We start from the raw sequence: 26,419 nt of genomic DNA, 5'->3' as shown, positions 1-26,419 counted from the left end.
CGGTGATTCAACGCGGGCTAAAACAAGCCTGCTTTAGAGGCACAGAGCACAGCGGCGATCTTATTATTGGCCCCCAGTTTCTTGAGGCAACTGCTGATATGAAAGCCCACGGTACGCTCTGACAGGCAGAGGATCGTGGCGATGTCCGAAGCCGTCTTACCCATGGCCGACCATCTGAGAATTTCTGTTTCCCGTGGGGTCAGCTTGCAAGGCGGCGTGAGGCTCGGCGTGTCGGCATATTTCTGTGCCACCACGGCGTGCATGGCGTGACACAGCCACAGCACCTGGCCGGCTTTTTCGTAAAGCTCATCAGGGGTGACTTCGCCGCTACTTCGGCCCAACGTCAGCATGCTGAACACGCCCTGGAAGTCGTGTACGGATTGGGTCCAGCCCAGATGCACCCCAAATGACTGGGCCAGCTCCCATAAGCTGGGCGTGGTGCTGAAGGCTTTTTCATCCCACACAATCGGCATTACGCTGCGTTTGCAGTGGGCGACTACTGGGTCTACATCGAAGAACTGCGCTTGGCTATAAAGAGTGTTCCATTCATTTGGATAGTTATTCAAATGAATAGGTTTAGTTGGATTGTTGGCTTGTTGTGAGCTCATCGTGAAAGAGCAGTATTCAAATCCGAGTTGGTAGGTGTGATTGATGAGCATCTCATAAACAGTGGTGATTTTGTTCTCACCCTCCAGTTTGGGGAGTCTTGTATTGCGCCAGTTAACCATCGGGAACTCTCCATGAGTGTGATGCGGATTGGGGACGTCCTGACTCCCAATGTGATTCGGAAAGAATTGTAGGATAAATCCTACGTGCAAAGTGTGAAATAAATTTGCCAGTCGTTCGTATTTCATTTGCCTAAAGTTGTGCAGGTAATCGTATGTTGTATAAGTGATGTCAGCGGTTGGAAAATCTTATTGATTTGAATGTTTTGATGGTGATGTTAATTTGATGGCGCCTGTCTGCACTGCACCCTCTAATAGCTGCCTGAAAGGTGCGAAATAGCTAAATGATTAGTTGGAAAGTGTTATGCCAAGCTTCGATGTAAAGGCCTCGAAACACTGACCCTTTCGCGTTCGATACGGTCTGTCAGCACCCGGGCAGCGGCATACCAGTACAAACCAGCGGTGTTTCCCTGAACGACTTTGAGGGACACTAGGGCACCTGTTCAACGGAGCCCCCCATGACGGCCAGTGCTGAGAAATTTACCCGCCAGACCTTGCTCGACGTGCAATCGCTGACCCCCAGCCTGTTTACCCTGCGTACCACGCGAGACCCAGGCTTTCGGTTTACTGCAGGCCAGTTCGTGCGCCTGGGCGTGGCAAAGGCGGACGGCAGTACCGTATGGCGGGCCTACTCCATTGTGTCCTCACCGTTTGACGAACACTTGGACTTCTTCTCTATCGTCGTTCCGGGGGGCGAATTCACCAGTGAGTTGAGCCGCCTGCAGGTGGGCGATACGTTGCTGGTTGAGCGCCAAGCCACTGGCTTCCTGACCCTGAACCGCTTTGTGGACGGGCGTGATTTGTGGTTGTTGGGCACCGGAACCGGGGTGGCACCGTTCCTGTCGATCCTGCAGGACTTCGAAGTGTGGGAGAAATTTGAGCGCATCGTGCTGGTGTACAGCGCCCGTGAGGCCAAAGAGCTTGCGTATCAGGCGCTCATCCGCGAGTTGGGCGAGCGTGAGTACCTGGCGGAGTACGCCCATAAGCTCACGTACATCCCCACCGTTACCCGTGAGCAGCACCCCGGCGCGCTGAATGGGCGAATCACTGCGCTGATCGAGAATGGCGAACTGGAGCGCGCTGCCGGCGTACCACTGACTGCAGAACACTCCCGTGTGCTGATTTGCGGCAACCCACAGATGGTCGATGACACACGCCAACTGCTCAAGCAACGCGACATGCAACTGAGCCTGAGCCGTCGCCCTGGCCAAGTGGCCGTGGAAAATTACTGGTAGCGGCTAATAAAAAAGGCGCCTGTCATAGGCGCCTTTTTTGCCAAGCCCTTGCTGGTTAAAGCGGCTTGTCGTTCTGCGCCTTGAGCAGATCGCGGATCTCGCCCAGCAGCAGTTCTTCCTTGGTCGGTGTCGGCGGCAAGCTTGGGGCCACAGCCTCTTCGCGCTTCAGGCGGTTGATAGCTTTTACGCCCATGAAGATGGCGAAGGCGACAATCACGAAATCAATCACGCTCTGGATGAACTTGCCATACGCCAAGACAACGGCCGGCACATCACCCTGCGCTGCCTTGAGTGTTATCGCCAGGTCCGCAAAGTCCACGCCGCCGATCAGCAGACCGATGGGTGGCATCACCACGTCGCCTACAAACGAGGAAACAATCTTGCCGAAGGCGGCGCCGATGATGATACCGACGGCCATATCGACCACATTGCCTTTGACCGCGAAGGCCTTGAACTCACTGATCACGCCCATAGGTTATTCCTTGTTACAGATTAGAAGGGTGGAGGTCAGTGTAAGTCAGTCGTAGAAGGCTTGCGCGACACAACCGTTAACACTGTCGATTTTTATCGACACATTAAATCGCAAATAGTTTGCACATTGCCACCAGTCGCGCGCGGATTACTCGCCATTTCAGTGGGTTACCACACTATTTTCTTAATCGACCTGGTGGTGTTTTTCTATTTATCTTCTGACTCGCGGGTCACTAGCCTCTGGCAAGCACGACTGAATGTGCACTAAAAAAACCAGAGGAACCCTCGATGAAGAATCCAATGAAGCGCGGCCCGATTATCGCGCGACATGCGCTGATACTGGCGAGCGCCAGCCTGCTTTCGCTGTCCGTACACGCTGCCAACCTGACCCGCGATAACGGCGCCGCCGTTGGCGACAACCAGAATTCGCAAACCGCCGGCGCCAATGGCCCGGTGCTGCTGCAAGACGTGCAGTTGATTCAGAAGTTGCAGCGCTTCGACCGTGAACGCATCCCCGAGCGTGTGGTACACGCCCGCGGCACCGGCGCCCACGGTACCTTCACCGTCACTGACAACCTCAGTGACCTGACCAAGGCCAAGGTCTTCGCCGCTGGCGAGGCCACCCCAGTGTTCGTGCGCTTCTCGGCCGTTGTCCACGGTAACCATTCCCCGGAAACCCTGCGTGACCCACGCGGCTTTGCCACCAAGTTCTATACCGCCGAAGGCAATTGGGACTTAGTGGGCAATAACTTCCCGACGTTCTTTATCCGCGATGCCATCAAGTTTCCGGACATGGTTCACGCGTTCAAGCCTGACCCGCGCACCAACCTGGACGACGACTCCCGTCGTTTCGACTTCTTCTCCCATGTCCCTGAGTCCACTCGTACGCTGACCGAGTTGTACTCCGACTCCGGCACGCCGGCCAGTTACCGGAAAATGGACGGCAACGGCGTGCACGCTTACAAGTTGATCAACGCCAAGGGCGAAGTGCACTACGTCAAGTTCCACTGGAAGAGCCTGCAAGGCATCAAGAACCTCGACCCCAAGCAAGTCACCGAAGTGCAAGGGCGTGACTACAGCCACATGACCAATGACTTGGTTACCCACATCAACAAGGGCGACTTCCCCAAGTGGGACCTGTACGTGCAAGTGCTCAAGCCTGAAGACTTGGCCAAGTTCGATTTCGACCCGTTGGACGCCACCAAAATCTGGCCGAACGTGCCGGAGCGTAAAGTCGGGCAGATGGTGCTGAACCGCAACCCGGCGAATGTCTTCCAGGAAACCGAACAAGTGGCCATGGCCCCGGCCAACCTAGTGCCGGGCATCGAGCCGTCGGAAGACCGCCTGCTGCAAGGCCGGGTGTTCTCCTACGCCGACACGCAGATGTATCGCCTGGGGGCGAATGCCCTGCAATTGCCGATCAACGCACCCCGTGTGACCGTCAACAACGGTAACCAGGATGGCGCGATGAACTTCGGCAAAACCAGCACCGGCGTGAACTACCAACCAAGCCGCCTGTTGCCACGCGAAGAGCCACAAACCGCGCGTTACAGCCAGTCGGTACTGTCGGGCAGCACCCAGCAGGCGAAGATCCAGCGTGAGCAGAACTTCAAGCAGGCCGGTGACTTGTACCGCTCTTACAGCAAGAAAGAGCGCCAGGACCTGATCGACAACTTCGGCGGCTCGCTGGCCACCACCGATGACGAGAGCAAGCACATCATCCTGTCGTTCCTCTACAAGGCGGACCCGGAGTACGGCACCGGCGTGACCAAGGTCGCCAAGGGTGATTTGGCGCGCGTGAAAGCGCTGGCAGACAAACTGACTGACTGACGTTGGTTCCGGTCGGCGCCCTTGCACGGGCGTCGACCCCTGGCAGGAGACTCCCCATGCGTATTTCGATTGGTTTACTGATGGCGATGCTGGCCTTTGTCGCCCGTGCCGAGTCGCCCGACCCCGTCGCGCTCAAGGCGCAGTTACAGGACTACTATTTCGACGCCGCCCGCCGTGGCGATATCGACATGCTCAACACCTTCATCGAGTCCGGCTACAGCCTCAACACCCAGGACGAGAAGGGCTACACCGCGCTGATCCTCGCCGCCTACCACGGTCAGGGCTCCTTTGTAGAACGCTTGCTCAACGCGGGCGCCGACGCCTGTGTGCAGGACAAACGCGGCAACACCGCGCTGATGGGCGCGATCTTCAAGGGCGAACTGAAAATTGCCCAGCGCCTGCTCGCCACCGACTGCAACCCCGACCAGCGCAACGGCGCCGGGCAGACGGCGGCCATGTACGCCGGGCTGTTCAAACGTGTCGAACTGCTCGATGAACTCAAAGCCAAAGGCGCCGACCTCAATGCCGAAGACCCGATCGGCAACAGCGCTTCACGATTAGCCAGTGGTGAAATTCGTACCCCGGCACCGCGCTGAGCTATCATCGCGGTTTTTCGGTTGGAGGTTCTCAAATGGCAAAGGCCAAGCGCATGTACGGCTGCACCGAGTGCGGCGCGACCTTTCCCAAGTGGGCCGGCCAATGCACCGAGTGCGGCGCATGGAACACCCTGACTGAAACCATGATCGAAAGCGGCGGCGCTTCGGCCCCCACCGGCCGCGCCGGCTGGACCGGGCAACAGGCGCAGATCAAGACCCTGGCCGAAGTCAGCGTCGAAGAAATCCCGCGTTTCTCCACCGCGTCCGGTGAACTGGACCGCGTGCTCGGCGGCGGCCTGGTGGACGGCTCGGTGGTGCTGATCGGCGGTGACCCGGGCATCGGCAAATCGACCATCCTGCTGCAAACCCTGTGCAGCATTGCCAGCCGCATGCCGGCGCTGTACGTCACTGGCGAAGAATCCCAGCAGCAAGTGGCAATGCGCGCCCGCCGCCTGGGCTTGCCCCAGGACCAACTGCGGGTGATGACCGAAACCTGCATCGAAAGCATCATCGCCACGGCGCGCATCGAAAAGCCCAAGGTCATGGTGATCGACTCGATCCAGACGATTTTCACCGAGCAATTGCAATCGGCACCGGGCGGCGTGTCCCAGGTGCGCGAAAGTGCGGCGTTGCTGGTGCGGTATGCCAAACAGAGCGGCACGGCGATCTTTCTGGTCGGCCACGTGACCAAAGAGGGCGCGCTGGCCGGGCCACGGGTGCTCGAGCACATGGTCGACACCGTGCTGTATTTCGAAGGCGAATCCGATGGCCGACTGCGCTTGCTGCGGGCGGTGAAGAACCGCTTCGGCGCGGTCAACGAACTGGGTGTGTTCGCCATGACCGACCGCGGGCTGAAAGAAGTCTCCAACCCGTCCGCGATCTTTCTGACGCGCGCCCAGGAAGAAGTCCCAGGCAGTGTGGTGATGGCAACGTGGGAAGGCACCCGGCCAATGCTGGTGGAAGTGCAGGCGTTGGTGGATGACAGTCACTTGGCCAACCCGCGCCGGGTCACCCTCGGCCTGGACCAGAACCGCCTGGCGATGCTGCTTGCCGTGCTGCACCGTCACGGTGGCATTCCTACCCACGACCAGGACGTGTTCCTCAACGTGGTCGGCGGGGTCAAGGTGCTGGAAACCGCGTCTGACCTGGCGCTGATGGCGGCGGTGATGTCCAGCTTGCGCAATAAACCGCTGCCCCACGACCTGTTGGTGTTCGGCGAAGTTGGCCTGTCAGGCGAAGTGCGCCCGGTGCCCAGTGGCCAGGAGCGCTTGAAGGAAGCCGCCAAGCACGGCTTCAAACGCGCGATTGTGCCCAAGGGCAATGCGCCGAAGGAAATGCCGGCGGGGTTGAAGGTGATTGGCGTGACGCGCCTGGAACAGGCGTTGGATGCACTTTTCGAATAATTTATGGATCAGTCAGGGATGAGTGCAATGCATAACGCCAATCGCTCGGCAGCCATTGCCCTGTTCATGGCCTTGGTGGGATTGCCGGGGATCGCCTTGGCCGAGTCGGCCAAGCTGCCGATCGGTTACCGATCGGCGCAGAAATTGGCGACGCAGTACGGCAGCGTGTTGCAGGTGCTGGAAGACCAACGCATCAGCGCCCAGTTGCACAAAGACAGCTGGGGCAGTGGCCTGGATGAGGACTCGTTTGACGAGCCCGGTGATCTGGTTGAAAACCCGCTGCTCAAAGCCCAACTGCGCTTGCTGTCGGCGTCCGGCGAGGTACTGGCGAGCAAAGATCTCGGCTACCCCTTGGCCAAGGTCGAAAAGGCCCCAATCAAAGGGCTGCCGGAACCTGTGTATTTTTTGACCATCGATCAGACGGCGCCAATGGGCAGCTATAGCGGCCCCGCGACGCAACTGCTGCTGCCGACCCAGCAGCAACTCAACCCGGTGAATTACAAGGGCGCCGGCGGTAAGGTCGAGCCATTGACCCTGGCCCAAACCGGCAAAGCCGCGTGGCAGATTGCAACACCCGCCGAGGGTGGCGCAGATGAATTGTTGCAAGTCTCTTCATTTATGGACGGTGACGGCGATGATGATTTCGCCACGCGCTTTGAAACCTACCGTTTTGTCGACGGGCAATGGCAGGCCACGTCGAGCCAGAAGGCGGGCTACTGGGACGCGGAAAACGAATTCCCTGCGCGTACGGCGTTTCCCTGAATCGTCACACCTGCAGCAGCGCGCCGAGTTCCCGTTCAAGTTCTTCCTGATCGCCGAGGTTCAACTCGATCAACCGCCGCAAATGGCTGATCGACTCCAGGTCGATGTACTCGCACACAAAACCCAACTGCCCATGGTCGTCATGGGCCAGCGTCCCCTTCATCTTTATATGCGCCTGTGGGTCCAGGCGGATATCCACGTCGAACGACTCTGCGCGATTGCCCTGCCAGTCATCCGGCCGTTGCACCAACAAGCCTTTGAGCGATAAATCCACCAATTGCACCGGCCAATTCCAGCCGTTTTGCGCAATGGTCGTTCGTGCATCGAAGGCGATACGCCGAAAACGGCGTCGATCAGACGGCTGTTCGCTCATGCTCAAATCCTCTGTGGGTAGAAGGATTGTAGCCGCGTGCCATCAACGGGCCTTTATTTCTGCTTTTTTTACGCTTGCAAGGCTCTAGACCAACGTAGGGGGGTGGCCTTTAAGGCCAGTAGCGCTAAACTCGGGCTGGCTGTCCTTTCTGTCCACCCTGGCTGGAATATAAAAATGAAAAATAATAATAGCCTGCTACGCCACTTACCCTGGCTGGTGCTGGCAATCGTAGGCGCGTGCGCCCTGGGCGTAGTGGCCTTGCGCCGCGGCGAGGCGATCAACGCCTTGTGGATTGTGGTCGCTGCTGTGGCCATCTACCTGGTTGCGTACCGTTACTACAGTCTGTTCATCGCTAACAACGTGATGCAGCTCGATCCACGACGGGCCACCCCCGCAGTGCTCAACAATGACGGTCTGGACTATGTGCCGACCAACAAACACATCCTTTTTGGTCACCACTTTGCGGCGATTGCCGGTGCAGGTCCGCTGGTCGGCCCGGTACTGGCGGCGCAAATGGGCTACCTGCCCGGCACCCTGTGGCTGATTGCCGGGGTGGTGTTGGCGGGCGCGGTGCAGGATTTCATGATCCTGTTCCTGTCCACCCGTCGCAACGGCCGCTCCCTCGGGGACATGGTCCGCGAAGAAATGGGCCGCATTCCCGGGACCATCGCGCTGTTTGGCTGCTTCCTGATCATGATCATCATCCTCGCGGTGCTGTCGCTGATCGTGGTCAAGGCCCTGGCCGAAAGCCCGTGGGGCATCTTCACGGTGATGGCGACCATCCCGATCGCGATGTTCATGGGCGTCTACATGCGCTACATCCGCCCGGGCCGCATCGGTGAAATCTCGATTATTGGTGTGTTGTTGCTGCTGGGTTCGATCTGGCTGGGCGGGCAGGTTGCCGCTGATCCAGTGTGGGCAAAAGCGTTCACCTTCACCGGGATCCAGATCACCTGGATGCTGGTCGGTTACGGCTTCGTGGCTGCGGTATTGCCGGTGTGGCTCATCCTCGCCCCGCGTGACTACCTGTCTACGTTCCTGAAGATCGGCACCATCATTGCCCTGGCAATCGGCATCCTGGTCACCATGCCCGACCTGAAAATGCCAGCATTGACTCAGTTTATCGATGGCACTGGCCCAGTGTGGAAGGGCGGTCTGTTCCCGTTCCTGTTCATCACCATCGCCTGTGGCGCGGTATCGGGTTTCCACGCACTGATTTCCTCGGGCACCACGCCCAAGCTGTTGGCCAATGAAGCCCACTCGCGCTACATCGGGTATGGCGGCATGTTGATGGAGTCGTTCGTGGCCATCATGGCCATGGTTGCCGCTTCGGTGATCGAGCCAGGCGTGTACTTCGCCATGAACAGCCCGGCTGCCGTGGTAGGTTCGGACGTGGTGACCGTTGCGCAAACCGTCAGCAGTTGGGGTTTCGCAATCACCCCTGAAGCGCTGCAAGCGGTGGCTAACGATATTGGTGAAACCACGATCCTGGCCCGTGCCGGCGGTGCGCCGACCCTGGCGGTTGGTATCGCGCAGATCCTGCACAGTGTGCTGCCGGGTGAAAACACCATGGCGTTCTGGTACCACTTTGCGATCCTGTTCGAAGCGCTGTTCATCCTGACTGCAGTGGACGCCGGCACCCGCGCCGGTCGCTTCATGCTCCAGGATCTGCTCGGCTCCTTCGTCCCGGCGCTCAAGCGAACCGAGTCCTGGACCGCCAACCTGATCGCCACCGCAGGCTGCGTGGCGATGTGGGGCTACTTGCTGTACCAAGGCGTGATCGACCCATTGGGCGGCATCAACACCTTGTGGCCGCTGTTCGGTATCTCCAACCAGATGCTGGCCGGTATCGCGCTGATGCTCGCCACGGTTGTGCTGATAAAAATGAAACGCCAGCGCTACATCTGGGTGACCATGCTGCCGGCGGTCTGGTTGCTGATCTGCACCGTGACCGCAGGCTTCATCAAGCTGTTCGATGCGAACCCGGCGATTGGCTTCCTGTCGCTGGCCAAGAAGTACAGCGATGCGTTGGCCAACGGGCAGATACTTGCCCCGGCGAAGAGCATCGACCAGATGCAGCATGTGATCTGGAACGCCTACACGAACGCGACATTGACGGTACTGTTCCTGTTCGTGGTCTTCAGCATCCTGTTCTATGCGATCAAAGTCGGCGTGGCCGCCTGGGGTAACAAAGAACGTACGGATAAAGAATCCCCGTTCCAGGCCGTACCGGACGCTTAATCGAGGGTTGCAACCATGTTCAATGACATCAGTCGCCTCGGTAAATACCTCGGTCAGGCCGCACGCCTGATGGTCGGCATGCCCGACTACGATACGTACGTCGAGCATATGCAGACCAAACACCCGGACAAACCGATGATGGACTACAAGGCGTTCTTCCGGGAACGCCAGGAAGCCCGTTACGGTGGCAAGGGTGGGCCTAAGTGCTGCTAGCCCGATAAGTTGGGCGTGTGGCGATCCCCTGTGGGAGCGGGCTTGTGTGGGAGCTGGCTTGCCTGCGATAGCATCAGCTCGGTCTAACTGGAAGACCGAGGTGTCTGCATCGCAGGCAAGCCAGCCCCCATATAGGTCTGCTCCCACATTTGTTTCTGTGTTTCTTCAAGGAGAATATTTTGTCCTCTCCCATCCCCGTCACCATCCTCAGCGGCTTCCTCGGCGCCGGCAAAACCACCTTGCTGCGCCACCTGCTCAAAGCCGAACACGGCCTGAAAATCGCCGTGATCGAAAACGAATTCAGTGACGCCGGTATCGACACCCAGCTGTTAGGCGCCGAGCCGGTGCAGGTCATGACCCTGTCCAACGGCTGCGTGTGTTGCACCATCCACACCGACCTGACCAAAGCTCTGTACCTGCTGCTTGAGCGCCTGGACAGCGGCGAGATCGCCTTCGACCGCCTGGTGATCGAGTGCACCGGCTTGGCCGATCCTGCGCCCGTGGCCCAGACCTTTTTCATCGACGAAGAACTGCGCGAGCGCTATATCCTCGACGGCATCATTACCTTGGTGGACGCGGCCCATGCCGAACATCACCTGACCCAAACCATCGCCCAGGCCCAGATTGGTTTCGCCGACCGCCTGCTGGTGAGCAAGCGCGACCTGGTGGACGAAGCGACCTTCGATGCCCTCAGCCAGCGCCTGACCCGCATCAACCGCCGCGCGCCGATTCGGGTGGTCGACCACGGCGCCATCGACCTGGCCGAATTGCTTGATGTGCGCGGCTTTAACCTCAACGCCGGCATGAGCCTGCGCCCGGTCAGCGCTGCGCCGTCTATCGACCGCATTTCCAGCTTGGTATTACGCACTGACCAGCCGCTGGATATCGACCGCCTCAGCGCGTTCATGAACGAGCTGTTGGAAGACCACGGCAAGCAACTGCTGCGCTACAAAGGCGTGCTGAACATTGCCGGTGAAGACCGGCGCATGGTGTTCCAGGGCGTGCTCAAGCTTTACGGGTTCGATTGGGACACCGAATGGGCCGAGGGCGAGGCGCGCGAAAGTGTGATTGTGTTTATTGCTGACGAACTGCCAGAAGACAAAATTCGCGAGGGCTTTGCGAAGGTCTACCAATCCTGATTTGAAATGCGATCAAACTGTGGGAGCTGGCTTGCCTGCGATAGCGGTTTTTCAGCTGATACAGCTGTGACTGATACACCGCCATCGCAGGCAAGCCAGCTTCCACATGGAAGTGCATTTCAAGTTGGGAACGCAGTGATTTCAGGCATAAAAAAGCCCGGCTCTAAAGCCGGGCTTTTTGTTCAAGCAACTGCAATCAAGCGCCGTATACCGGCAGCTTTTTGCAGATGGCCTTGACCTTCTCACGTACCGCGTCGATCACGGCTTCGTTGTTCAGGTCCGCCAGGATGTCGCAGATCCAGCCGGCCAGTTCCTTGCACTCTGCTTCCTTGAAGCCACGCGTGGTCACAGCCGGAGTACCGAAGCGCAGGCCGGAGGTGACGAACGGCGAACGTGGGTCGTTCGGCACGGAGTTTTTGTTCACGGTGATGAAGGCTTTGCCCAGGGCAGCGTCAGCATCTTTACCGGAAATGTCCTGCTTGATCAGCGACAGCAGGAACAGGTGGTTTTCAGTACCGCCGGACACCACGTCGTAGCCGCGTTCGATGAACACACCGGCCATGGCCTTGGCGTTCTTCACCACTTGTTGCTGGTAAGTCTTGAACTCAGGCTGCAGGGCTTCTTTGAAGCAGATTGCTTTAGCCGCGATCACGTGCTCCAGCGGGCCGCCTTGGGCGCCTGGGAATACAGCGGAGTTCAGCTTCTTCTCGATCTCGGCGTTGGCGCGCGCCAGGATCAGGCCGCCACGTGGGCCGCGCAGGGTTTTGTGAGTCGTGGTGGTGACCACGTCAGCGTAAGGCACCGGGTTCGGGTAGACGCCAGCGGCGACCAGACCGGCCACGTGAGCCATGTCCACGAACAGGTACGCGCCGACTTTGTCAGCGATCTCGCGAAAGCGTGGGAAATCCAGGATCTGCGAGTAGGCAGAGAAACCGGCCACGATCATTTTTGGCTTGTGCTCAACTGCCAGGCGCTCGACTTCGTCGTAGTCGATCAGGCCGTTGGCGTCGATACCGTATTGAACGGCGTTGTACAGCTTGCCGGAGGAGGAAACGCTGGCGCCGTGGGTCAGGTGACCGCCGTGGGCCAGGCTCATGCCCAGGATGGTGTCGCCGCCTTGCAGCAGGGCCAGGTACACGGCGCTGTTGGCTTGGGAGCCGGCGTGTGGCTGGACGTTGGCGTAATCGGCGCCGAACAGTTCCTTGGCACGGTCGATGGCCAACTGCTCAACCACGTCGACGTACTCGCAACCGCCGTAGTAGCGCTTGCCTGGGTAGCCTTCGGCGTACTTGTTGGTCAGAACCGAACCTTGAGCCTCCATCACCGCAGGGCTGGTGTAGTTTTCCGAAGCGATCAGCTCAATGTGCTCTTCCTGGCGCACGGCTTCTTGCTCCATGGCGGCGAAGAGATCGGCGTCGTACTTGGCAATAGTCAAATCACGGCTGAACATGGCGGTCCTCAAGGATCGGGGGCAGAAAAGGAGGGCATTCTAACCCAATGGGTTTTAGATGGCATATGAAAGGACATCATGTCGCGGACAAGTGGGGCTCATCTGGGGATAGGCGGTGCCTGTACTGGCCTCATCGCAGGCAAGCCAGCTCCCACATTTGAAATGCATTCCCCTGTGGGCGCCGGGCTTGCCCGCGATGGGGCCATCAGCACCCTGCAAGGTTTCAGTCGAACAGAAAAAGCGCCTCGTTACTGAACTGCGCCTCAAACCGGTTCGCCGGCATCGGCCGCCCAAACAGATAACCCTGCACCTCATCGCAACCATGCTCACGCAGGAAATCCAGTTGCTCATGGGTTTCCACACCCTCGGCGATCACCGCCAGGTTGAGGCTGTGGGCCATGGCGATAATCGCCCGGGCGATCTGCGCGTCCTGCTCACCGGACGGCAGGCCATCGACAAAGGTGCGGTCGATCTTCAACACGTCGATGGGGAATTGCTTGAGGTAGTTCAGCGACGAATAACCCGTGCCGAAGTCGTCCACCGCGATGCTCAGGCCGAGGTTTTTCAGGCTGGCGAGGATCTGCATGGCTTCGTTGACTTCGCGCATGAGGATACTTTCGGTCAGCTCCAACTCCAGGCACGCCGGCGGCAGGCCCGTGTCCCTGAGAATGGTGGCGATGCGCTCGCCTAGCTGGCCATCCGAGAATTGCCGCGCCGAGATGTTCACCGAGACTTTCGGCACGCGCACCTTGTTCTGGTGCCAGGTCTTGAGCTGGCGGCAGGCTTCGGCCAGCACCCAATCGCCCACGTCCACCACCAGCCCCAACTCTTCCAGCACCGGAATAAAGTCACCCGGCGGCACCAGCCCACGGCGTGGGTGGCGCCAGCGCAGCAGGGCTTCGGCGCCGGTCAAACGTTTGCCATCGCCGCTGAACTGCGGTTGGTAATACAGCACGAATTCGTTCTGATCCAGCGCGTGGCGCAGGTCGCTTTCCAGTTCCAGACGCTCAAGCGCACTGGCGTTCATGTCGGCCTGGTAGAACTGGAAGTTGTTCTTGCCGCGCTCCTTGGCGTGGTACATCGCGGTGTCGGCGTTTTTCATCAGCTGGCTCAGCTCGTTGCCGTCCTGCGGGCTTAAAGCGATGCCGATACTGGCGGTCACGAAGAACTCGCGGCCCTCCAGCACAAACGGCTTCACCAGGCTCGCCAGAATCTGCTCGGCCACGGTGATTGCGCGGTTCAGCGCCATCTCGCGGCTGGCCCGCGGTTGCAGGAGCAAGGTGAACTCGTCGCCGCCCATGCGCGCCACGGTGTCGTCTTCGGCCACGCAACCGAGCAGGCGCGTGGCCATTTCCTTGAGCATGCGGTCGCCGGCGGCGTGGCCCAGGGAATCGTTGATCGGCTTGAAGCGGTCGAGGTCGAGGAACATCAGCACCACCCACGACTTCTGCCGCTCGGCCGACTGCAGTGCGGTGTGCAAGCGGTCCTGGAATAGCGTGCGGTTGGGCAGGTGGGTCAGGGCGTCGTAATACGCCAGGCGGTGGATGCGCTGTTCGCTGGCCTTGCGCTCGCTGATGTCGCTGAAGAAACACACGTAGCTGGCCAGGTCGCCTTCGTCATCGAACACGGCTGTAATGCCGACCCACGCCGGGTAATGTTCGCCATTGCGCCGCTTGAGCCACACTTCACCTTCCCAGGTGCTGTGCTGGTGCAGTTGCTTGAGCACATAACGCAGGTGGGCTTCCTGCTGTTCGTCGACGGTGAGCATGTTCGGCAACTGGTCGAGCACATCCGCCACGGCATAGCCGCTGACGCGGCTGAACGCCTCGTTGGCCTGCACGATGTAACCGGCCGGGTCGGTGATCAGGATCGCTGAGGTTGAGTGTTCGAACACCGTGGCCGCCATGCGCAGGTCTTTCTCGGCGCGGCGTTGCTGGCTGATATCGCGGCCTACACCGAGGATGCCTTCAAACGCGCCGTGTTCGTCCCACACCAGCACCAGGCGCAGCTCGATCGGCACCTTGCGCCCATCGGCGCGCAGGCAGTCGAACAAGAACAGCTGGGTTTGCACGTCATCGCGCAGTTTATTCAACGCCGCAACGTCGCCCAGCGAACGGCTGACCTGTTCCACCAGGCTGTAAATGCCGGTCAGTTGTTGCGGGTTGGCAATGATCGACTGCCAGCCATTCTTGAACACCCAATCCACGTCATAACCCAGCACGGCGTTGACCGACGGGCTGATGTAGTTGAGGGCCAGCTGGCTGTCGGTGGAGCAGATCACGTCGCTGATGCTTTCGGCCAGCATGCGGTAGCGCTGCTCGCTGTCACGCAGGGATTCGCTGGCTTCGATCTGGTCGGTAATGTCTTTGGCCACGCCGATGATCCGCGTGACCGCCGCGCTCTTGTCGCGGGCCAGGGCTTGCTCGCGGATATCGAAGCGCCGCCATTGGTTATCGCGGTGACGAAAGCGCAGTTGGCATTGCAGTTGGGTGGTGTAGCCGACTTCGCGTTGCTGCTGGCGCAAGTCGTGGTAATGCTCGGCGTCGTCCGGGTGCAGCAGGATTTCCCAGAAGTACTCGCCCATTTGCTGCAATTCGGCCTTGTTGTAGCCCAGGGTGTGGCCCAAATGGTGGTTGCTGAAAATCATTCGCTGGCTGATCACGTCCTGCACATACAGGTGATCCGGCACGGTGCGCACCACGTCCGACCAGAAGCTTTCGCGCTCCACCAGCGACAGCTCGATCAGCTTGCGGCTGGTGATGTCGCTGATGCTGAGGATCACCGCCTTGAAGTCGTCTTGCTGCTCTGGCAGGCGCATCACCAGCCACAGGTATTGATCATTGCCGGCGACGTCATTGAACTGGATTTCCAGCTCCAGCTGTTTTTGCTGGGTCAGTACAGCTTCAAGCACCTGATGACCGATGGCCGTGGCGTTGCGCGGGCAGTCATCGATCAGGCGCTCCCAGGCTTGCTCGCAAGAACTGACGTTCAACAGGCGCACAGCCACCTGGTTGACTTCGGTAACGCGCAATTCCTTGAGCAGTTGCTGGCGTTCTTCGGCGTTGTTGTGCAGCCATGCCTGCAATTGCTCGCGGGTTTGCCCATGGGCTTTGTCGAAGAACGCCTTCAAACCCGACAGGTCGAGCACGCACAGCGCCACGCCGGTGCCTTCGAAAATATCCTGATAACGGCGGCGGCCCTCATGCACCTGGCGCTGGCGGCGGCGCATGTTCAGCAGCACGATCACCGGGATCAGCGAGAGGGCCAAGCCCAGCAGGCATTTGCCGATAAACGCCGGCAGCAGTTGCTCCAGCACGGCGCCGCGGTCGAACAGCCCGCGCAACTGCCAGTCGCTTTTGCTTAGCGGCGTGACCAGCACGCTTTTATTCAGTTCGTCCGGCGTGAGTGCAGAGGCCCATTGCGCCGGCATGCCGGTGTCACGGCCGACCACGCGGTGGTTCAGACGGTTTTCGATGGTCCACATCGGCCGCTGGCCCTGGCCGTCCTGGCGGGAAAGGTTGCTCAGGTAGCTGGGCGCCAGGCGCAAGGCCCAGTACATTTTTGAGCTGCCACTGGGCTGTTGCAGCAACAGGTAGATAAGCGTGCCGTCAGGGTTGTTGCTCAGGTAATAAGGCTGCGATTGGCTGCGCTGCACCAGTTCTTCCAGATAGGCGCTGTCCTGGCTGTCTTTGGCGGTGTCGCGGATCATCGCGCCGCTGGGGGCGAGCAGGGCGACACTGCGCAGCTCTGGCAACGAGCGTTGCAAGGTGCGCATCAAGGCCTGTTGCTGTTCGTCGTTGCGCGGCGGCTCGACCATCGGTAGCAAATTCAGGGCGATTTTTGCGCTCAGGGCCATGTTCAGGCTGATCTGTTCTGCCAAGTCGGCGCTGTAGTCGATGGTGTATTGCTGCTGGTTTTTTTGGTTCTGCTGCAATTGGTCCAGCAGTTGCCAGAACAACAACGCGAGCAGCATCAGGACAAGCGTCGCCAATGCGCCTTTGAGGGTGCCGTGCAGGGGCGCTCCCGGCGCTATATGAGCGGCGCGCAGGGGAGTGGGCGGCGTGACTTTGGACAAGCTATGATCCTGCGGTTTGGCTGGGTTGGCGCGCGACGTGCACTATAAGCCGGACGCCCGGAGGGCGGCTAGCATGCCTTGACTTGTGGCAAAGTGCCAGTCCCGGCTGGCTGGACTGACCAAGCGCATTGAGGTAGCTTTGCCGGTTACGCGGGGGCGTTCCAGCCCCAGACATTCAGGCTTTTTGCGCACGAAGGCATTGATTACCGTCAACGGCCCGTGCGGCGCATGGCCTGCACGGGCTTCGCCCGCTCAATTCATCAGTCACTGACGCTAGGTTCACCATGGCTCAATACGTCTTCACCATGCATCGGCTGGGAAAAGTTGTTCCGCCGAAGCGGGAAATCCTGAAAAACATTTCGCTGTCCTTCTTCCCTGGCGCCAAGATCGGCGTGCTCGGCCTCAACGGTTCGGGTAAATCCACGTTGCTGAAAATCATGGCCGGCGTCGACACCGAGTTCGAAGGCGAAGCGCGCCCGATGCCCGAACTGAACATCGGCTACCTGCCGCAAGAGCCGATCCTGGACCCGACCAAGACCGTGCGTGAAGTGGTCGAAGAGGCCGTGGCCGTGATCAAGAACGCCCAGGCGCGCCTGGACGAGGTCTACGCCGCCTACGCCGAAGAAGATGCCGACTTCGACAAGCTCGCCGCCGAACAGGCCAAGCTCGAAGCCATCTTGCAGGCCAGCGACGGTCACAACCTGGAGCGCCAGCTGGAAGTCGCCGCCGATGCGCTGCGCCTGCCGGCGTGGGACGCCAAGGTCGAATTCCTGTCGGGTGGTGAAAAACGTCGTGTGGCCCTGTGCCGCCTGCTGCTGTCGGCCCCCGACATGCTGCTGCTCGACGAACCGACCAACCACTTGGACGCCGATTCCGTCGCCTGGCTGGAACACTTCCTTCACGATTTCCCGGGCACCGTGGTTGCGATCACGCACGACCGGTACTTCCTGGACAACGTGGCCGGCTGGATCCTCGAGCTCGACCGTGGCGCCGGTATCCCTTACGAGGGCAACTACTCCGGTTGGCTGGAAGCCAAGTCCGACCGTCTGGCCGCCGAATCCAAGCAGCAATCGGCCCACGAAAAAGCCATGAAGGAAGAACTGGAGTGGGTGCGCAAAGGCGCCAAGGCCCGCCAGTCCAAATCCAAGGCACGTCTGCAACGCTTTGAAGAAATGCAGTCGCAGGAATTCCAGAAGCGCAGCGAAACCAACGAGATCTACATCCCGGCCGGCCCACGCCTGGGTGACAAGGTCATCGAGTTCAAGAACGTCAGCAAAGGCTATGGCGACCGCGTGCTGATCGATAACCTGTCGTTCTCGATGCCAAAAGGCGCGATCGTCGGCGTTATCGGTGGTAACGGTGCGGGTAAATCCACGCTGTTCCGCATGCTGATGGGCAAGGAAACCCCGGATTCGGGCACCATCGAAGTCGGCGAAACCGTGCAGTTGGCTTGCGTCGACCAGAGCCGCGAAGACCTGGATGGCAGCAAGACTGTGTTCCAGCAGATTTCCGACGGTTCCGACCAGATCCGCATCGGCAACTATGAAATCCCGTCGCGCACCTACGTCGGCCGTTTCAACTTCAAGGGCGGCGACCAGCAGAAGTTCGTCAAGGACCTGTCCGGTGGTGAGCGTGGTCGCTTGCACCTGGCCCTGACCTTGAAAGAGGGCGGCAACGTGTTGCTGCTCGACGAACCGTCCAACGACCTCGACGTTGAAACCCTGCGTTCCCTGGAAGAGGCCCTGCTGGACTTCCCGGGCGCCGCCATTGTGATCTCTCACGATCGGTGGTTCCTTGACCGCGTCGCGACCCACATCCTGGCGTACGAAGACGACTCCCAAGCGGTGTTCTTCGAAGGTAACTACACCGAGTACGAAGCGGACCGTAAAAAGCGTTTGGGCGAAGCGGCTGCCCAGCCGCACCGAGTACGCCACAAAAAACTGGCCTGATTTGGCGGGTTGTTTAAGAGAGCGGAGCCTTCGGGCTCCGTTTTTTTTGCGTGTTATTCAGGTGGCCCGCGGCGTCTGCATCGCAGGCAAGCCAGCGCCCACATTTTGATTTGTGAACACATGTCAAAAGTGGGAGCTGGCTTGCCTGCGATAGCAGTTTAACTGCTGGTGCATTCTCTAGAGTTGAATCCCTTTCTTGGTGCAAATAAACCGATTTATTTATATCTAATGCACCATTTAAATTCACAAAGGCGACATTTTGCGCTTTTCAGGTGCAGCATGAATTGCTAAGGTCCGGCTCAATCTCCTTTAAAAACAATCAATTTGCCGAGACGTTTCCATGATCGAATCTGTCGAATCCTTCCTCGCCCGCCTCAAGAAACGCGACCCCGACCAGCCGGAATTCCACCAAGCTGTAGAGGAGGTCCTACGCAGCTTGTGGCCGTTTCTAGAAGCCAACCCCCACTACCTGACCTCGGGCATCCTGGAGCGCATCTGCGAGCCGGAACGCGCGATTACTTTCCGGGTGTCGTGGGTGGATGATCACGGCAAGGTCCAGGTCAATCGCGGCTTCCGTATCCAGATGAACAGCGCCATAGGCCCCTACAAAGGCGGCCTGCGCTTCCACCCGTCGGTGAACTTGGGCGTGTTGAAATTCCTCGCCTTCGAGCAGACCTTCAAGAACTCCTTGACCTCGCTGCCCATGGGCGGCGGCAAAGGCGGCTCGGACTTCGACCCCAAGGGCAAGAGCGACGCCGAAGTGATGCGCTTCTGCCAGTCATTCATGAGCGAGCTGTACCGCCACATCGGCGCAGACGTGGACGTGCCCGCCGGCGATATCGGCGTGGGCGCGCGCGAAATCGGCTTTCTGTTTGGCCAGTACAAACGCCTCAGCAACCAGTTCACCTCGGTGCTGACCGGCAAAGGCATGGCCTACGGCGGTAGCTTGATCCGCCCCGAGGCCACCGGTTTCGGCTGCGTGTACTTCGCCGAAGCCATGCTCAAGCGCGACGGCCAGCGGGTTGAAGGCAAGCGCGTGGCCGTCTCCGGCTCCGGCAACGTCGCGCAATACGCGGCGCGCAAGGTCATGGACCTGGGCGGCAAGGTGATTTCCCTGTCCGACTCCGAAGGCACCCTGTACGCCGAAAGCGGGTTGACCGAGGAGCAATGGTCGGCCCTGCTGGAGTTGAAAAACGTGCAGCGCGGGCGCATCAGCGGACTCGCCGAGCGCTTTGGCCTGGAGTTCCGCAAAGGCAAAACCCCTTGGGAGCTGGCTTGCGACATCGCCCTGCCATGCGCCACCCAAAACGAACTCGACGCCGAGGCCGCCCGCACGCTGCTGCGTAATGGCTGCCTGTGCGTGGCCGAAGGCGCCAACATGCCGACCACCTTGGAGGCTGTGGATATCTTTATCGAGGCGGGGATCTTGTTCGCGCCGGGCAAGGCCTCCAACGCCGGCGGTGTGGCCGTGAGTGGCCTGGAAATGTCGCAAAACGCCATGCGCCTGCTGTGGACCGCAGGCGAAGTCGACAGCAAATTGCACAACATCATGCAGTCGATCCACCACGCTTGCGTGCATTACGGCGAAGAAAACGGCCGGGTCAACTACGTGAAAGGCGCGAACATCGCCGGCTTCGTGAAAGTCGCCGACGCGATGCTGGCCCAAGGCATCGTCTAAGCCTCGGGCTCGATGCGCAGCACTTCGATCACCTGATCACCGACGGGGCGCTTCCACAGCACCTCCTCGCCCACCTCGGCGCCCAGCAACGCACGGCCCAGCGGCGAGCCCCAGTTGATCAGGTTGGCCTGGGCGTCGGCCTGGTCTTCACCGACCAACTGAATGCGCTGCTGCTCGTCGTGTTCGTTGGCGAAGGTGACCCAGCTGCCGATCTGCACCTTTGCAGTGGAAGTGGCCGGCGCCACGACTTGGGCGCTTTGCACCCGCTGGTTGAAGTAGCGCAAATCGCGCTCCAGATCCGCCTGGCGCTGTTTATCGTCCTTGGCTGACTCGAGGCTGTAGGCCTGCTGCAACTGCGCGACCTTGGCCTGCAACTGCGCCAACCCTTGCGCGGTCAGGCGGTTGGGTTGCTCACTGATCAGGCGCTCCACCGGCGGGTCAGCCTGGGCGGCGGCGTTGTCTTCGTTAACAAAAGCTCGGCTCATGACATTCTCCCTCTATGGCGTTTGGGCCATGGTCGCCGCGCGATCGTTCCCACGCTCTGCGTGGGCATGCAGCCCTGGACGCTCTGCGTGCGCTTTTCAGGAAGTCGACCTATTGCGAGCGATAAGCCCTGGCGGCGTCGCGGTCTTTCTCCTGCTGCCAGGCACGCTCACGGTCGTCCCAGTGATTGTCCTTGTAGTCGCGCAACTCCTCGCTTTCACGCATGGCCTTGCACTGGCGAAAGCCATCTTCCCAGCCTTCGGCGTACTCGCTGTCTTTCAGATAACGCGGCACGTTCTTGCGAAACTCCCCGCTGATCACGCCGGCGGCCTGGCGACCGCTGCTGCAACCGTCATCAAAGCCATCGGCGAAGGCCGGTGGATAACCTTTGGCGAGTAAATCTTGATGGGTTGACTGGCAACCCGACAGCCCCACTACCGCGCACAGCATTAACGCGTACCGCCACATTACGTACTCCCTGGCCGTTTCACGGCTGATAGGGGAAGTCTAGTCAGGGATTTGTCGGGGCGGCGTGAAAGGGAGGTGAGAAAGGTGTTGGGTTAAAGGGCCATCAACGACGATTCTCTTTAAATTGCAGGACGTTTCCTAGAGAATCCTTGGCCTATTGTGCCTTAGGGTTTGGGCCACTAGTCTCCTGGCTTCGCTGTAAAAACAGCGACCGGGTTTAGCGACCCGAACCATCGAGACTCATCCTCTTTACACACTAGGCAGGCGTTTTTTACACCTGTCATACCGTGTTATGGCGGCTGTGCGCGGGAGATCTTCGGATCTGCCGGGTGTCTAGGTGACCGGTTCGCTAACCTGCGTACAGCTGCCACCCCTTTATGTTTAGCGACGTGCTGTGGTGGTCCTTTATCTCACTTAGTAGGTACACCATGTCTAAAGTCGTCCCCGACCCACCCCTTTCCTCAATCACCACCCTCGGCGTCGTCACCTTCGGCGACTACGGTGAAAACGAAAAACCGCTGTTCCGCGTCAATTCTGGCATGCCGATCGACGAAGCCTTGGAACACGCCTCCACTTTGCTTTTTTACTCCAAGAAACTCGCCATGGAAGCCGCCATGGATGTGCGCGGCGAACAATACGCCTGGGCGGCACATTATCTGTGTGAGATGGGCAAGGCCGTCGTGGACGACCTGACCCAAGCGATGACACCCGCCACCTAAAGCCTGGCAATGCCCCCCTTGTGGCGAGCAGGCTTGCCCTGCGTTGGGCTGCGCAGCAGCCCCAATAAAGAGGAACGCGGTGTATCTGATACTCCCCGGTTGACTGTTTTGGGGCTGCTGCGCAGCCCAACGCAGTGCAAGCCTGCTCGCCACAAGGAATATCGACGTTTCCGGCTATTCGAGCGCCGCCGTTAGTCGTAATAGCCCACAGTCTTTTTCAGTTGATCCGCGTACTCGTAAATCTCATCGACTGACGAAATCGCGTGCCGGGTCTCATTTTTTTCCTCGTCAAATATCCCGAGGTACTTCTGGCTGCGATTGAAGTGAAGGCGGCAAATGGGCTTACGGTTGTTATCGTCTAGCAGTATCCCAAAATAGCTCTGGGTATCTCGTTGGACGATGCGCTTAGCATCGACCACGGATCGGACGAGGGCGCGAACGATGTGATAACCCTCTAGTTCTTCTAGCGTCGTCAGAATCTTGTCTTCTGATTCGTCCCTGTCCTGCACGTCTACGTTCACGCTGTTTGCGACGGGGATTGATGCCATTGTCGGTTGGATCGTACCGCTCATTGCGGACTTCAGCCGATCGTTGATCTGGTCGTTCAGAAATTGCGCTAATGCTTTTCGGGTCAGTTCGAAAAACTGCTCACGCACTTTTTGCGTGATGACGCCCTCGTAAACACGGGATGCAAAGAACTTCACGAAATCGTCTTCTGGTTTGCTCACCTGACTGCCAATGAGCTTTTTAAGCTGGCTGACGTACTTCAGCTCTCCAGCGGCATTGATGATGGAGTCAACATCGAAAGCCGACTTGGTGAGTTTGATCAACTCCGGTACTGCGTACTCATCAATGTCCAGCAGGTCTAGCTCTAGAAATGGCTTTTCGTCCATTTTGTTGGGGGCGTCCAAATCGGTAAAAAACCTGTAGACCTGGCCGTTGGTGAGAATTGAGATTCTTGCGCTCGTAACGTGAAAATATCGAAAAAGCTGTGAGGCATGGTTGATGCTCAGTGACTCACCGATTTTTTTGCATTCGATGAGTATTTGGACTTCACCCTCTTTCATGATGGCGTAGTCGATTTTTTCACCTTTCTTCGTCCCGACATCACAGACAAACTCTGGCGTTACTTCCTGTGGGTCAAATACGTCGTAGCCCAATACGGTGTTGATGAAAGGCATTACGAAAGCATTTTTTGTCGCTTCTTCTGTTTGAATGGCGGGGCCTTGTAACCGAACTTTCGCTGCCAAACTGGTTAGCTTTTCAAAGAAATCCATGGTGAGCCTCTTACCTATTCAGATCCGTGTATAGATGGGATGGCAATTTGATTGCCATCCGATACTCGTCACAAAACCCCATAAAGAGAATGAAGTAAGAGCCAGTTTGGCTTGACTGAAAAAAGCTAAAAAACTTTCTGAAATTTCCTGTCTATTTATCAATAGGTTAGAAGCAGACTACGAATTTGTGTGTGTTGATGATGGTTTCCCTGGGCTTGTTAGAACGGCATGTTCAGCCAATTCCTGCTCAATAAACGCCGCAATCATTGCGCGATACACCTGCTCAGTGACCTCAGGGTTGGCGCCCACCGCCTCTGATAAACCTCGCACCTTGGCGATCACCTGTTCAACCCGCTGCGGTGCCTTCACACCATCGGCGTCTTTTTTAAAGCGCGCCGCTTGGGAGACGTAGTGGCCGCGTTCGGCCAGCAGGGTGACGATTTGTTGGTCGAGGCGGTCGATGTTTGCGCGGACTTCTTCAAGGGTGGTGCAGTTAACGGCCATGTTGATGAAACTCCTGATGGGGTGGGCAATGCGATGTGTCTGAATATACGCGAGGCAAATGTGGGAGCGGGCTTGCTCGCGAATGCGGTGGGTCGATCAATACATCATTGCCTGAAGGACCGCCATCGCGGGCGAGCCCGGCTCCCAGCTTTGAACTGCGGCGGGCGCAGAGTTTAGGCCGGGCACAAACACGTGTGGGAGCTGGCTTGCCTGCGAAGGCGGTGGGTCAGTCAGCTTGGCCGATACTGACACACCGCCTTCGCGAGCAAGCCCGCTCCCACATTTTGATCTTTGTCTGGCTTTGGTTAGTAGTGATACCACTTCACTTCGAGCATCACTTCATTGACTGGCGTGGACAGGTGGCTGTACTCGCGCTGGGCGCTCAAGCGTAGGCCCAGGTTGCGCGACAATTCCCACTGCTGGTTCAGGCTGATACTGCGGCGCACTTCACCATTGGTGAAGAAATCACCCTTGGCTTCCACGCTTAAATTGCCCAGCGGGTTTTTCCACAGCACACCGGTATTGAACCCGGCAGCCGGGGAGATGGCTTCGCTGAAGTCGTTGTTGTGCTCCACGCGCACGGTGCCGAGGGCGAAGCCGAGCATGTCGTCGGTGAGTTGCCAGGTGCCGCCGGCGCCGCCGTTGACGTGGGCGACGAGGGTTTCGTCGTCGTGTTTGCCCGGTACGCGTTCCAGGCCGCCGGTCACTTGCCATGACCAAGGTTGCAACAGGGCGTTGCGTGGGGTCAGGGAACGGATGGTCGCCAGGTCCAGTTGCTGCAGCTGCCAGTGGTTGCCTTCGTACTGGCGCAGTTTCATCTGCAGGATTTCGATCTGCGCACCCAGCGGGAAGCCTTCGGTATTGTCGTTGAGGTCGTGATAGGCCATGCGCAGGCCGTATTCGCCAAAGGCCTTGTCGCCACGGGTGCCGATGCCGGCTTGCCAGGTGCGTGACTCATGACCGTTCTCAGGCAGGCCGGGACGTTCGACGTTGAGGTCGGGCGCAGGGTTCTGGTTGATCGCGCGCAGCAGTTCGAAGCTGCGTTGTGAGCGTTCGGTGTCGCGCTCCAGGCCATTGGCGCGGTAGCGGCCCAGGCGATAAGCGGCGTCGATGATCAGGGCTTGGCGGTCGCGAGGCAGGGCTTTAAACGTCGGTTCCTGCAATTGCTTCTGGTCATCGCTGATTTTCAGCACCCATTGTTGCTCGTCGCTATCCAGCGGCTTGGCGCGTTCCAGCAGTTCGCGCTCACGAGACGGGCGATAGTCGATCTTCTCGACCAAGCCTGCCTCTTTCACCGCTTTGACCGTGTCGGTGGGGATCGCGGTCAGCGGGAACTGCTCGGTCAGGCGCAGGCTCGGGCGGGCCACTTGCAGCAGTTCCAGCAGGCGGTAGGAGCAGTTTTCGTCGAAGAAGAAGTAGTCAAACTGGATCTGCTTGAGTTCCCACACGTGCTCGACCATGCGCTCGGTCTCGACTTGGGTGAGGTTCAGGCGGTATTCCCACAGGTCTCGGTTTTCGAGGCTACGGTATTCCGAGAGTTTTTCTTGGTACGGCACCAGGGCGAACAGGCCGGGATAGCCGCCCATCAGGCCTTTCCAGGCGTAGAGAATGCTGTTGTCGGAGCCTTCGATGTAGGCGCCGAAGTTGATCGCGTAGCTGAGCAGGGCGGTGTTGTTGCTCTGCACGTCGGCCTGGTCGATACGCAGCAGGGTGTGGCCGAACATCGACGACGGGCTGTTGAGGTAGGCCGCCGGGAAGATCATCACCGCGCTGTGCGGCGCGACGTCCTTGAACCATTGGGTGAATTCTTTGCAGTCCAAGGCGGGCAGGTCGGTCAGGTGCAACTGATCCTTGAGCCAACGGGTGCGTGCGGGGTAAACGCATTGGACGTGCTTTTCGCCGAGGCTGGCCGGGGCATACAACGCCGCTACGGTCGCCTGCAGTTCCTGGTCCGGATGGTGCGCGCCATCGGGGGCGAGGAAGAATTTTTTGTCGCTGACATAGCTGCGCCAGCCACTGATCTTGCCGGCTTCGTAATGGCCCAAAGACAGCCAGAACGGATCGTTGGCCAATTGCTGCAAACGTTGATCATCAATATGCGGGGCCGCGTACAGCGGGGCGCAGGCGAAGAGTGCCAACCAGGCAAAGCGTTTGAGCATAGGGGCAACTTAAGTCGGAATTAGTGAGACCCAAAGGGGAGGCGGGTCCAAAATAGAGCCCGCGCCTCGAAAGGCGCGGACGGTCGAGCTTAAGCCTGGGTAGCGTATTTGGCCAGGCGGGTGTCGCTTTTCAGTACAGCCAGGGTGTTGTTGTGCACGTCGTCAGCGGTCACGTCAGCTTTGCTGAAGATCTGCTGGAAGTGCTCGTGAGTCACGGCAGCGAAGTGCTCGCGATCTTCAGGGGCAACGCCCAGAACCACGGCATAGGTGGTCAGTGCTTCGCCGTTGCCTTTGGCCATGTCTTCGGACAGCTCGTTCATCATGCCATTCATGGCAATCCAGGACTTGCCGCCGTAGGTCAGGGCGCTGTTGGTGTTACAGCCGTTGGTGCCGGAGGTCATGCCGAAGGTGGCGTTACCCGAGGTACCGTTGGTGGTGGAAGCCAGGAAGTGCGCTGGAGTACCGCGCTGGCCTTCGAACAACATGTTGCCCCAACCGCAGTTCGGGCCACCTGGTGCTTCAGCCATTGCATTGAGGGAGACGACGGTGAAGAGAGTACCAAGAAGGATCCGTTTCATAGCTTTGTTCTCTTTGTGTGCAAACCAATGGACAAGGGTTCAGGCACTTCATAGCGCCCTAGGGGCCAGTTATTAGTCTAACCCGCGCAGT

22 protein-coding genes are annotated in these 26,419 nt (G+C 59.0%); 11 read left to right on the top strand and 11 right to left on the bottom strand.

The annotated features are described in order from the left end of the window. Positions 1 to 17 precede the first annotated feature (17 nt). The gene (locus KZH41_RS26965) at positions 18 to 728 is read right to left on the bottom strand and encodes a helix-turn-helix transcriptional regulator (protein WP_263274025.1); all 711 of its coding nucleotides are present in this window, start codon (positions 726 to 728) and stop codon (positions 18 to 20) included. Positions 729 to 1,183: 455 nt separating this feature from the next. Between KZH41_RS26965 and KZH41_RS26960 the strand changes: the two genes are divergently transcribed. Further along, a complete protein-coding gene (locus KZH41_RS26960; RefSeq protein ID WP_094951688.1) occupies positions 1,184 to 1,960 on the top strand; it encodes a ferredoxin--NADP reductase in 777 nt (258 codons plus the stop codon). A 55-nt stretch (positions 1,961 to 2,015) separates the two neighbouring features. Here the strand turns inward: KZH41_RS26960 and mscL are convergent, their stop codons facing one another. Continuing rightward, on the bottom strand, positions 2,016 to 2,432 hold the full coding sequence (mscL, locus tag KZH41_RS26955) for a large-conductance mechanosensitive channel protein MscL (RefSeq protein WP_094951689.1): 417 nt from the start codon (positions 2,430 to 2,432) through the stop codon (positions 2,016 to 2,018). Positions 2,433 to 2,719: 287 nt separating this feature from the next. Between mscL and KZH41_RS26950 the strand changes: the two genes are divergently transcribed. From KZH41_RS26950 to KZH41_RS26935, 4 genes are read left to right on the top strand one after another with little or no spacing between them, the layout of a single operon-like run. Beyond that, complete coding sequence (locus KZH41_RS26950; RefSeq protein WP_406979331.1) at positions 2,720 to 4,261, top strand: catalase; 1,542 nt, start codon at positions 2,720 to 2,722, stop codon at positions 4,259 to 4,261. A gap of 56 nt (positions 4,262 to 4,317) precedes the next feature. Next, complete coding sequence (locus KZH41_RS26945) at positions 4,318 to 4,857, top strand: ankyrin repeat domain-containing protein (RefSeq protein ID WP_094952949.1); 540 nt, start codon at positions 4,318 to 4,320, stop codon at positions 4,855 to 4,857. Between the two features lie 35 nt (positions 4,858 to 4,892). Continuing rightward, positions 4,893 to 6,260 carry a DNA repair protein RadA gene (gene radA, locus KZH41_RS26940; protein ID WP_094952948.1) on the top strand — a complete coding sequence of 456 codons (1,368 nt, stop codon included), beginning with the start codon at positions 4,893 to 4,895 and terminating at the stop codon, positions 6,258 to 6,260. Between the two features lie 27 nt (positions 6,261 to 6,287). Continuing rightward, positions 6,288 to 7,022: a hypothetical protein gene (locus KZH41_RS26935; RefSeq protein WP_263274024.1), complete on the top strand. Its 735-nt coding sequence runs from the start codon at positions 6,288 to 6,290 to the stop codon at positions 7,020 to 7,022. Between the two features lie 4 nt (positions 7,023 to 7,026). On the opposite strand, the gene KZH41_RS26930 is transcribed toward KZH41_RS26935, so the two are convergent. After that, positions 7,027 to 7,395, bottom strand: a complete 369-nt coding sequence (locus KZH41_RS26930; RefSeq protein ID WP_094952947.1) for a PilZ domain-containing protein — start codon at positions 7,393 to 7,395, stop codon at positions 7,027 to 7,029. Between the two features lie 174 nt (positions 7,396 to 7,569). On the opposite strand from KZH41_RS26930, the gene KZH41_RS26925 reads away from it, so the two are divergent. From KZH41_RS26925 to yjiA, 3 genes are all read left to right on the top strand, one after another. Continuing rightward, complete coding sequence (locus KZH41_RS26925; protein ID WP_263274023.1) at positions 7,570 to 9,636, top strand: carbon starvation CstA family protein; 2,067 nt, start codon at positions 7,570 to 7,572, stop codon at positions 9,634 to 9,636. A 15-nt stretch (positions 9,637 to 9,651) separates the two neighbouring features. Further along, positions 9,652 to 9,849: a YbdD/YjiX family protein gene (locus KZH41_RS26920; RefSeq protein WP_003176208.1), complete on the top strand. Its 198-nt coding sequence runs from the start codon at positions 9,652 to 9,654 to the stop codon at positions 9,847 to 9,849. 179 nt (positions 9,850 to 10,028) lie between these two features. Beyond that, a complete protein-coding gene (gene yjiA / locus KZH41_RS26915) occupies positions 10,029 to 10,988 on the top strand; it encodes a GTPase (RefSeq protein WP_094952945.1) in 960 nt (319 codons plus the stop codon). 196 nt (positions 10,989 to 11,184) lie between these two features. Here the strand turns inward: yjiA and glyA are convergent, their stop codons facing one another. Beyond that, positions 11,185 to 12,438 carry a serine hydroxymethyltransferase gene (glyA, locus tag KZH41_RS26910; protein ID WP_119740983.1) on the bottom strand — a complete coding sequence of 418 codons (1,254 nt, stop codon included), beginning with the start codon at positions 12,436 to 12,438 and terminating at the stop codon, positions 11,185 to 11,187. A 223-nt stretch (positions 12,439 to 12,661) separates the two neighbouring features. Further along, complete coding sequence (locus KZH41_RS26905; RefSeq protein ID WP_277933785.1) at positions 12,662 to 16,513, bottom strand: bifunctional diguanylate cyclase/phosphodiesterase; 3,852 nt, start codon at positions 16,511 to 16,513, stop codon at positions 12,662 to 12,664. A 284-nt stretch (positions 16,514 to 16,797) separates the two neighbouring features. Here KZH41_RS26905 and ettA point away from each other — a divergent pair, with 284 nt between their 5' ends. Both ettA and gdhA read left to right on the top strand, forming a co-directional pair. Beyond that, a complete protein-coding gene (ettA, locus tag KZH41_RS26900) occupies positions 16,798 to 18,462 on the top strand; it encodes an energy-dependent translational throttle protein EttA (RefSeq protein WP_094952942.1) in 1,665 nt (554 codons plus the stop codon). Between the two features lie 340 nt (positions 18,463 to 18,802). Next, complete coding sequence (gene gdhA, locus KZH41_RS26895; RefSeq protein WP_242152778.1) at positions 18,803 to 20,140, top strand: NADP-specific glutamate dehydrogenase; 1,338 nt, start codon at positions 18,803 to 18,805, stop codon at positions 20,138 to 20,140. Here gdhA and KZH41_RS26890 read toward each other — a convergent pair. Beyond that, positions 20,137 to 20,625, bottom strand: coding sequence for a GreA/GreB family elongation factor (locus KZH41_RS26890; protein WP_094952940.1), 489 nt, complete (start codon positions 20,623 to 20,625; stop codon positions 20,137 to 20,139). The genes gdhA and KZH41_RS26890 overlap by 4 nt on opposite strands. A gap of 109 nt (positions 20,626 to 20,734) precedes the next feature. Continuing rightward, entirely contained in the window at positions 20,735 to 21,091 is a 357-nt protein-coding gene (locus tag KZH41_RS26885; RefSeq protein WP_094952939.1) for a hypothetical protein, read from the bottom strand. A gap of 428 nt (positions 21,092 to 21,519) precedes the next feature. Between KZH41_RS26885 and KZH41_RS26880 the strand changes: the two genes are divergently transcribed. Continuing rightward, a complete protein-coding gene (locus tag KZH41_RS26880) occupies positions 21,520 to 21,810 on the top strand; it encodes a DUF3077 domain-containing protein (protein ID WP_094952938.1) in 291 nt (96 codons plus the stop codon). 191 nt (positions 21,811 to 22,001) lie between these two features. Here the strand turns inward: KZH41_RS26880 and KZH41_RS26875 are convergent, their stop codons facing one another. From KZH41_RS26875 to KZH41_RS26860, 4 genes are all read right to left on the bottom strand, one after another. Next, positions 22,002 to 23,087 (bottom strand): type I restriction endonuclease, encoded by a 1,086-nt coding sequence (locus tag KZH41_RS26875; RefSeq protein WP_263274022.1) that lies wholly within the window; start codon positions 23,085 to 23,087, stop codon positions 22,002 to 22,004. A gap of 177 nt (positions 23,088 to 23,264) precedes the next feature. Next, on the bottom strand, positions 23,265 to 23,591 hold the full coding sequence (locus tag KZH41_RS26870) for a chorismate mutase (protein WP_263274021.1): 327 nt from the start codon (positions 23,589 to 23,591) through the stop codon (positions 23,265 to 23,267). Positions 23,592 to 23,896: 305 nt separating this feature from the next. Then, the gene (locus KZH41_RS26865; RefSeq protein ID WP_263274020.1) at positions 23,897 to 25,750 is read right to left on the bottom strand and encodes a DUF4105 domain-containing protein; all 1,854 of its coding nucleotides are present in this window, start codon (positions 25,748 to 25,750) and stop codon (positions 23,897 to 23,899) included. Positions 25,751 to 25,839: 89 nt separating this feature from the next. Continuing rightward, the gene (locus KZH41_RS26860) at positions 25,840 to 26,328 is read right to left on the bottom strand and encodes a DUF3015 domain-containing protein (RefSeq protein ID WP_094952935.1); all 489 of its coding nucleotides are present in this window, start codon (positions 26,326 to 26,328) and stop codon (positions 25,840 to 25,842) included. Positions 26,329 to 26,419 lie beyond the last annotated feature (91 nt).

Origin of the sequence: Pseudomonas sp. YeP6b, from assembly GCF_025642995.1 — a bacterium.
Classification (GTDB): Bacteria; Pseudomonadota; Gammaproteobacteria; order Pseudomonadales; family Pseudomonadaceae; genus Aquipseudomonas.
The sequence above is the reverse complement of the archived record's forward strand: the minus strand, read 5'-3'. Positions and strand labels throughout refer to the sequence as shown.

What these genes read in the sequence shown, in the direction of transcription:
- KZH41_RS26960 (WP_094951688.1), top strand. Translation starts at nt 1,184, where the DNA reads ATGACGGCCAGTGCTGAGAAATTTACCCGCCAGACCTTGCTCGACGTG.
- radA (WP_094952948.1), top strand. Translation starts at nt 4,893, where the DNA reads ATGGCAAAGGCCAAGCGCATGTACGGCTGCACCGAGTGCGGCGCGACC.
- KZH41_RS26860 (WP_094952935.1), bottom strand. Translation starts at nt 26,328, where the DNA reads ATGAAACGGATCCTTCTTGGTACTCTCTTCACCGTCGTCTCCCTCAAT.
- mscL (WP_094951689.1), bottom strand. Translation starts at nt 2,432, where the DNA reads ATGGGCGTGATCAGTGAGTTCAAGGCCTTCGCGGTCAAAGGCAATGTG.
- KZH41_RS26965 (WP_263274025.1), bottom strand. Translation starts at nt 728, where the DNA reads ATGGTTAACTGGCGCAATACAAGACTCCCCAAACTGGAGGGTGAGAAC.
- KZH41_RS26925 (WP_263274023.1), top strand. Translation starts at nt 7,570, where the DNA reads ATGAAAAATAATAATAGCCTGCTACGCCACTTACCCTGGCTGGTGCTG.
- KZH41_RS26870 (WP_263274021.1), bottom strand. Translation starts at nt 23,591, where the DNA reads ATGGCCGTTAACTGCACCACCCTTGAAGAAGTCCGCGCAAACATCGAC.
- KZH41_RS26935 (WP_263274024.1), top strand. Translation starts at nt 6,288, where the DNA reads ATGCATAACGCCAATCGCTCGGCAGCCATTGCCCTGTTCATGGCCTTG.
- KZH41_RS26865 (WP_263274020.1), bottom strand. Translation starts at nt 25,750, where the DNA reads ATGCTCAAACGCTTTGCCTGGTTGGCACTCTTCGCCTGCGCCCCGCTG.
- glyA (WP_119740983.1), bottom strand. Translation starts at nt 12,438, where the DNA reads ATGTTCAGCCGTGATTTGACTATTGCCAAGTACGACGCCGATCTCTTC.
- KZH41_RS26890 (WP_094952940.1), bottom strand. Translation starts at nt 20,625, where the DNA reads ATGAGCCGAGCTTTTGTTAACGAAGACAACGCCGCCGCCCAGGCTGAC.
- KZH41_RS26920 (WP_003176208.1), top strand. Translation starts at nt 9,652, where the DNA reads ATGTTCAATGACATCAGTCGCCTCGGTAAATACCTCGGTCAGGCCGCA.
- KZH41_RS26945 (WP_094952949.1), top strand. Translation starts at nt 4,318, where the DNA reads ATGCGTATTTCGATTGGTTTACTGATGGCGATGCTGGCCTTTGTCGCC.
- KZH41_RS26875 (WP_263274022.1), bottom strand. Translation starts at nt 23,087, where the DNA reads ATGGATTTCTTTGAAAAGCTAACCAGTTTGGCAGCGAAAGTTCGGTTA.
- KZH41_RS26880 (WP_094952938.1), top strand. Translation starts at nt 21,520, where the DNA reads ATGTCTAAAGTCGTCCCCGACCCACCCCTTTCCTCAATCACCACCCTC.
- KZH41_RS26885 (WP_094952939.1), bottom strand. Translation starts at nt 21,091, where the DNA reads ATGTGGCGGTACGCGTTAATGCTGTGCGCGGTAGTGGGGCTGTCGGGT.
- KZH41_RS26930 (WP_094952947.1), bottom strand. Translation starts at nt 7,395, where the DNA reads ATGAGCGAACAGCCGTCTGATCGACGCCGTTTTCGGCGTATCGCCTTC.
- KZH41_RS26950 (WP_406979331.1), top strand. Translation starts at nt 2,720, where the DNA reads ATGAAGAATCCAATGAAGCGCGGCCCGATTATCGCGCGACATGCGCTG.
- ettA (WP_094952942.1), top strand. Translation starts at nt 16,798, where the DNA reads ATGGCTCAATACGTCTTCACCATGCATCGGCTGGGAAAAGTTGTTCCG.
- gdhA (WP_242152778.1), top strand. Translation starts at nt 18,803, where the DNA reads ATGATCGAATCTGTCGAATCCTTCCTCGCCCGCCTCAAGAAACGCGAC.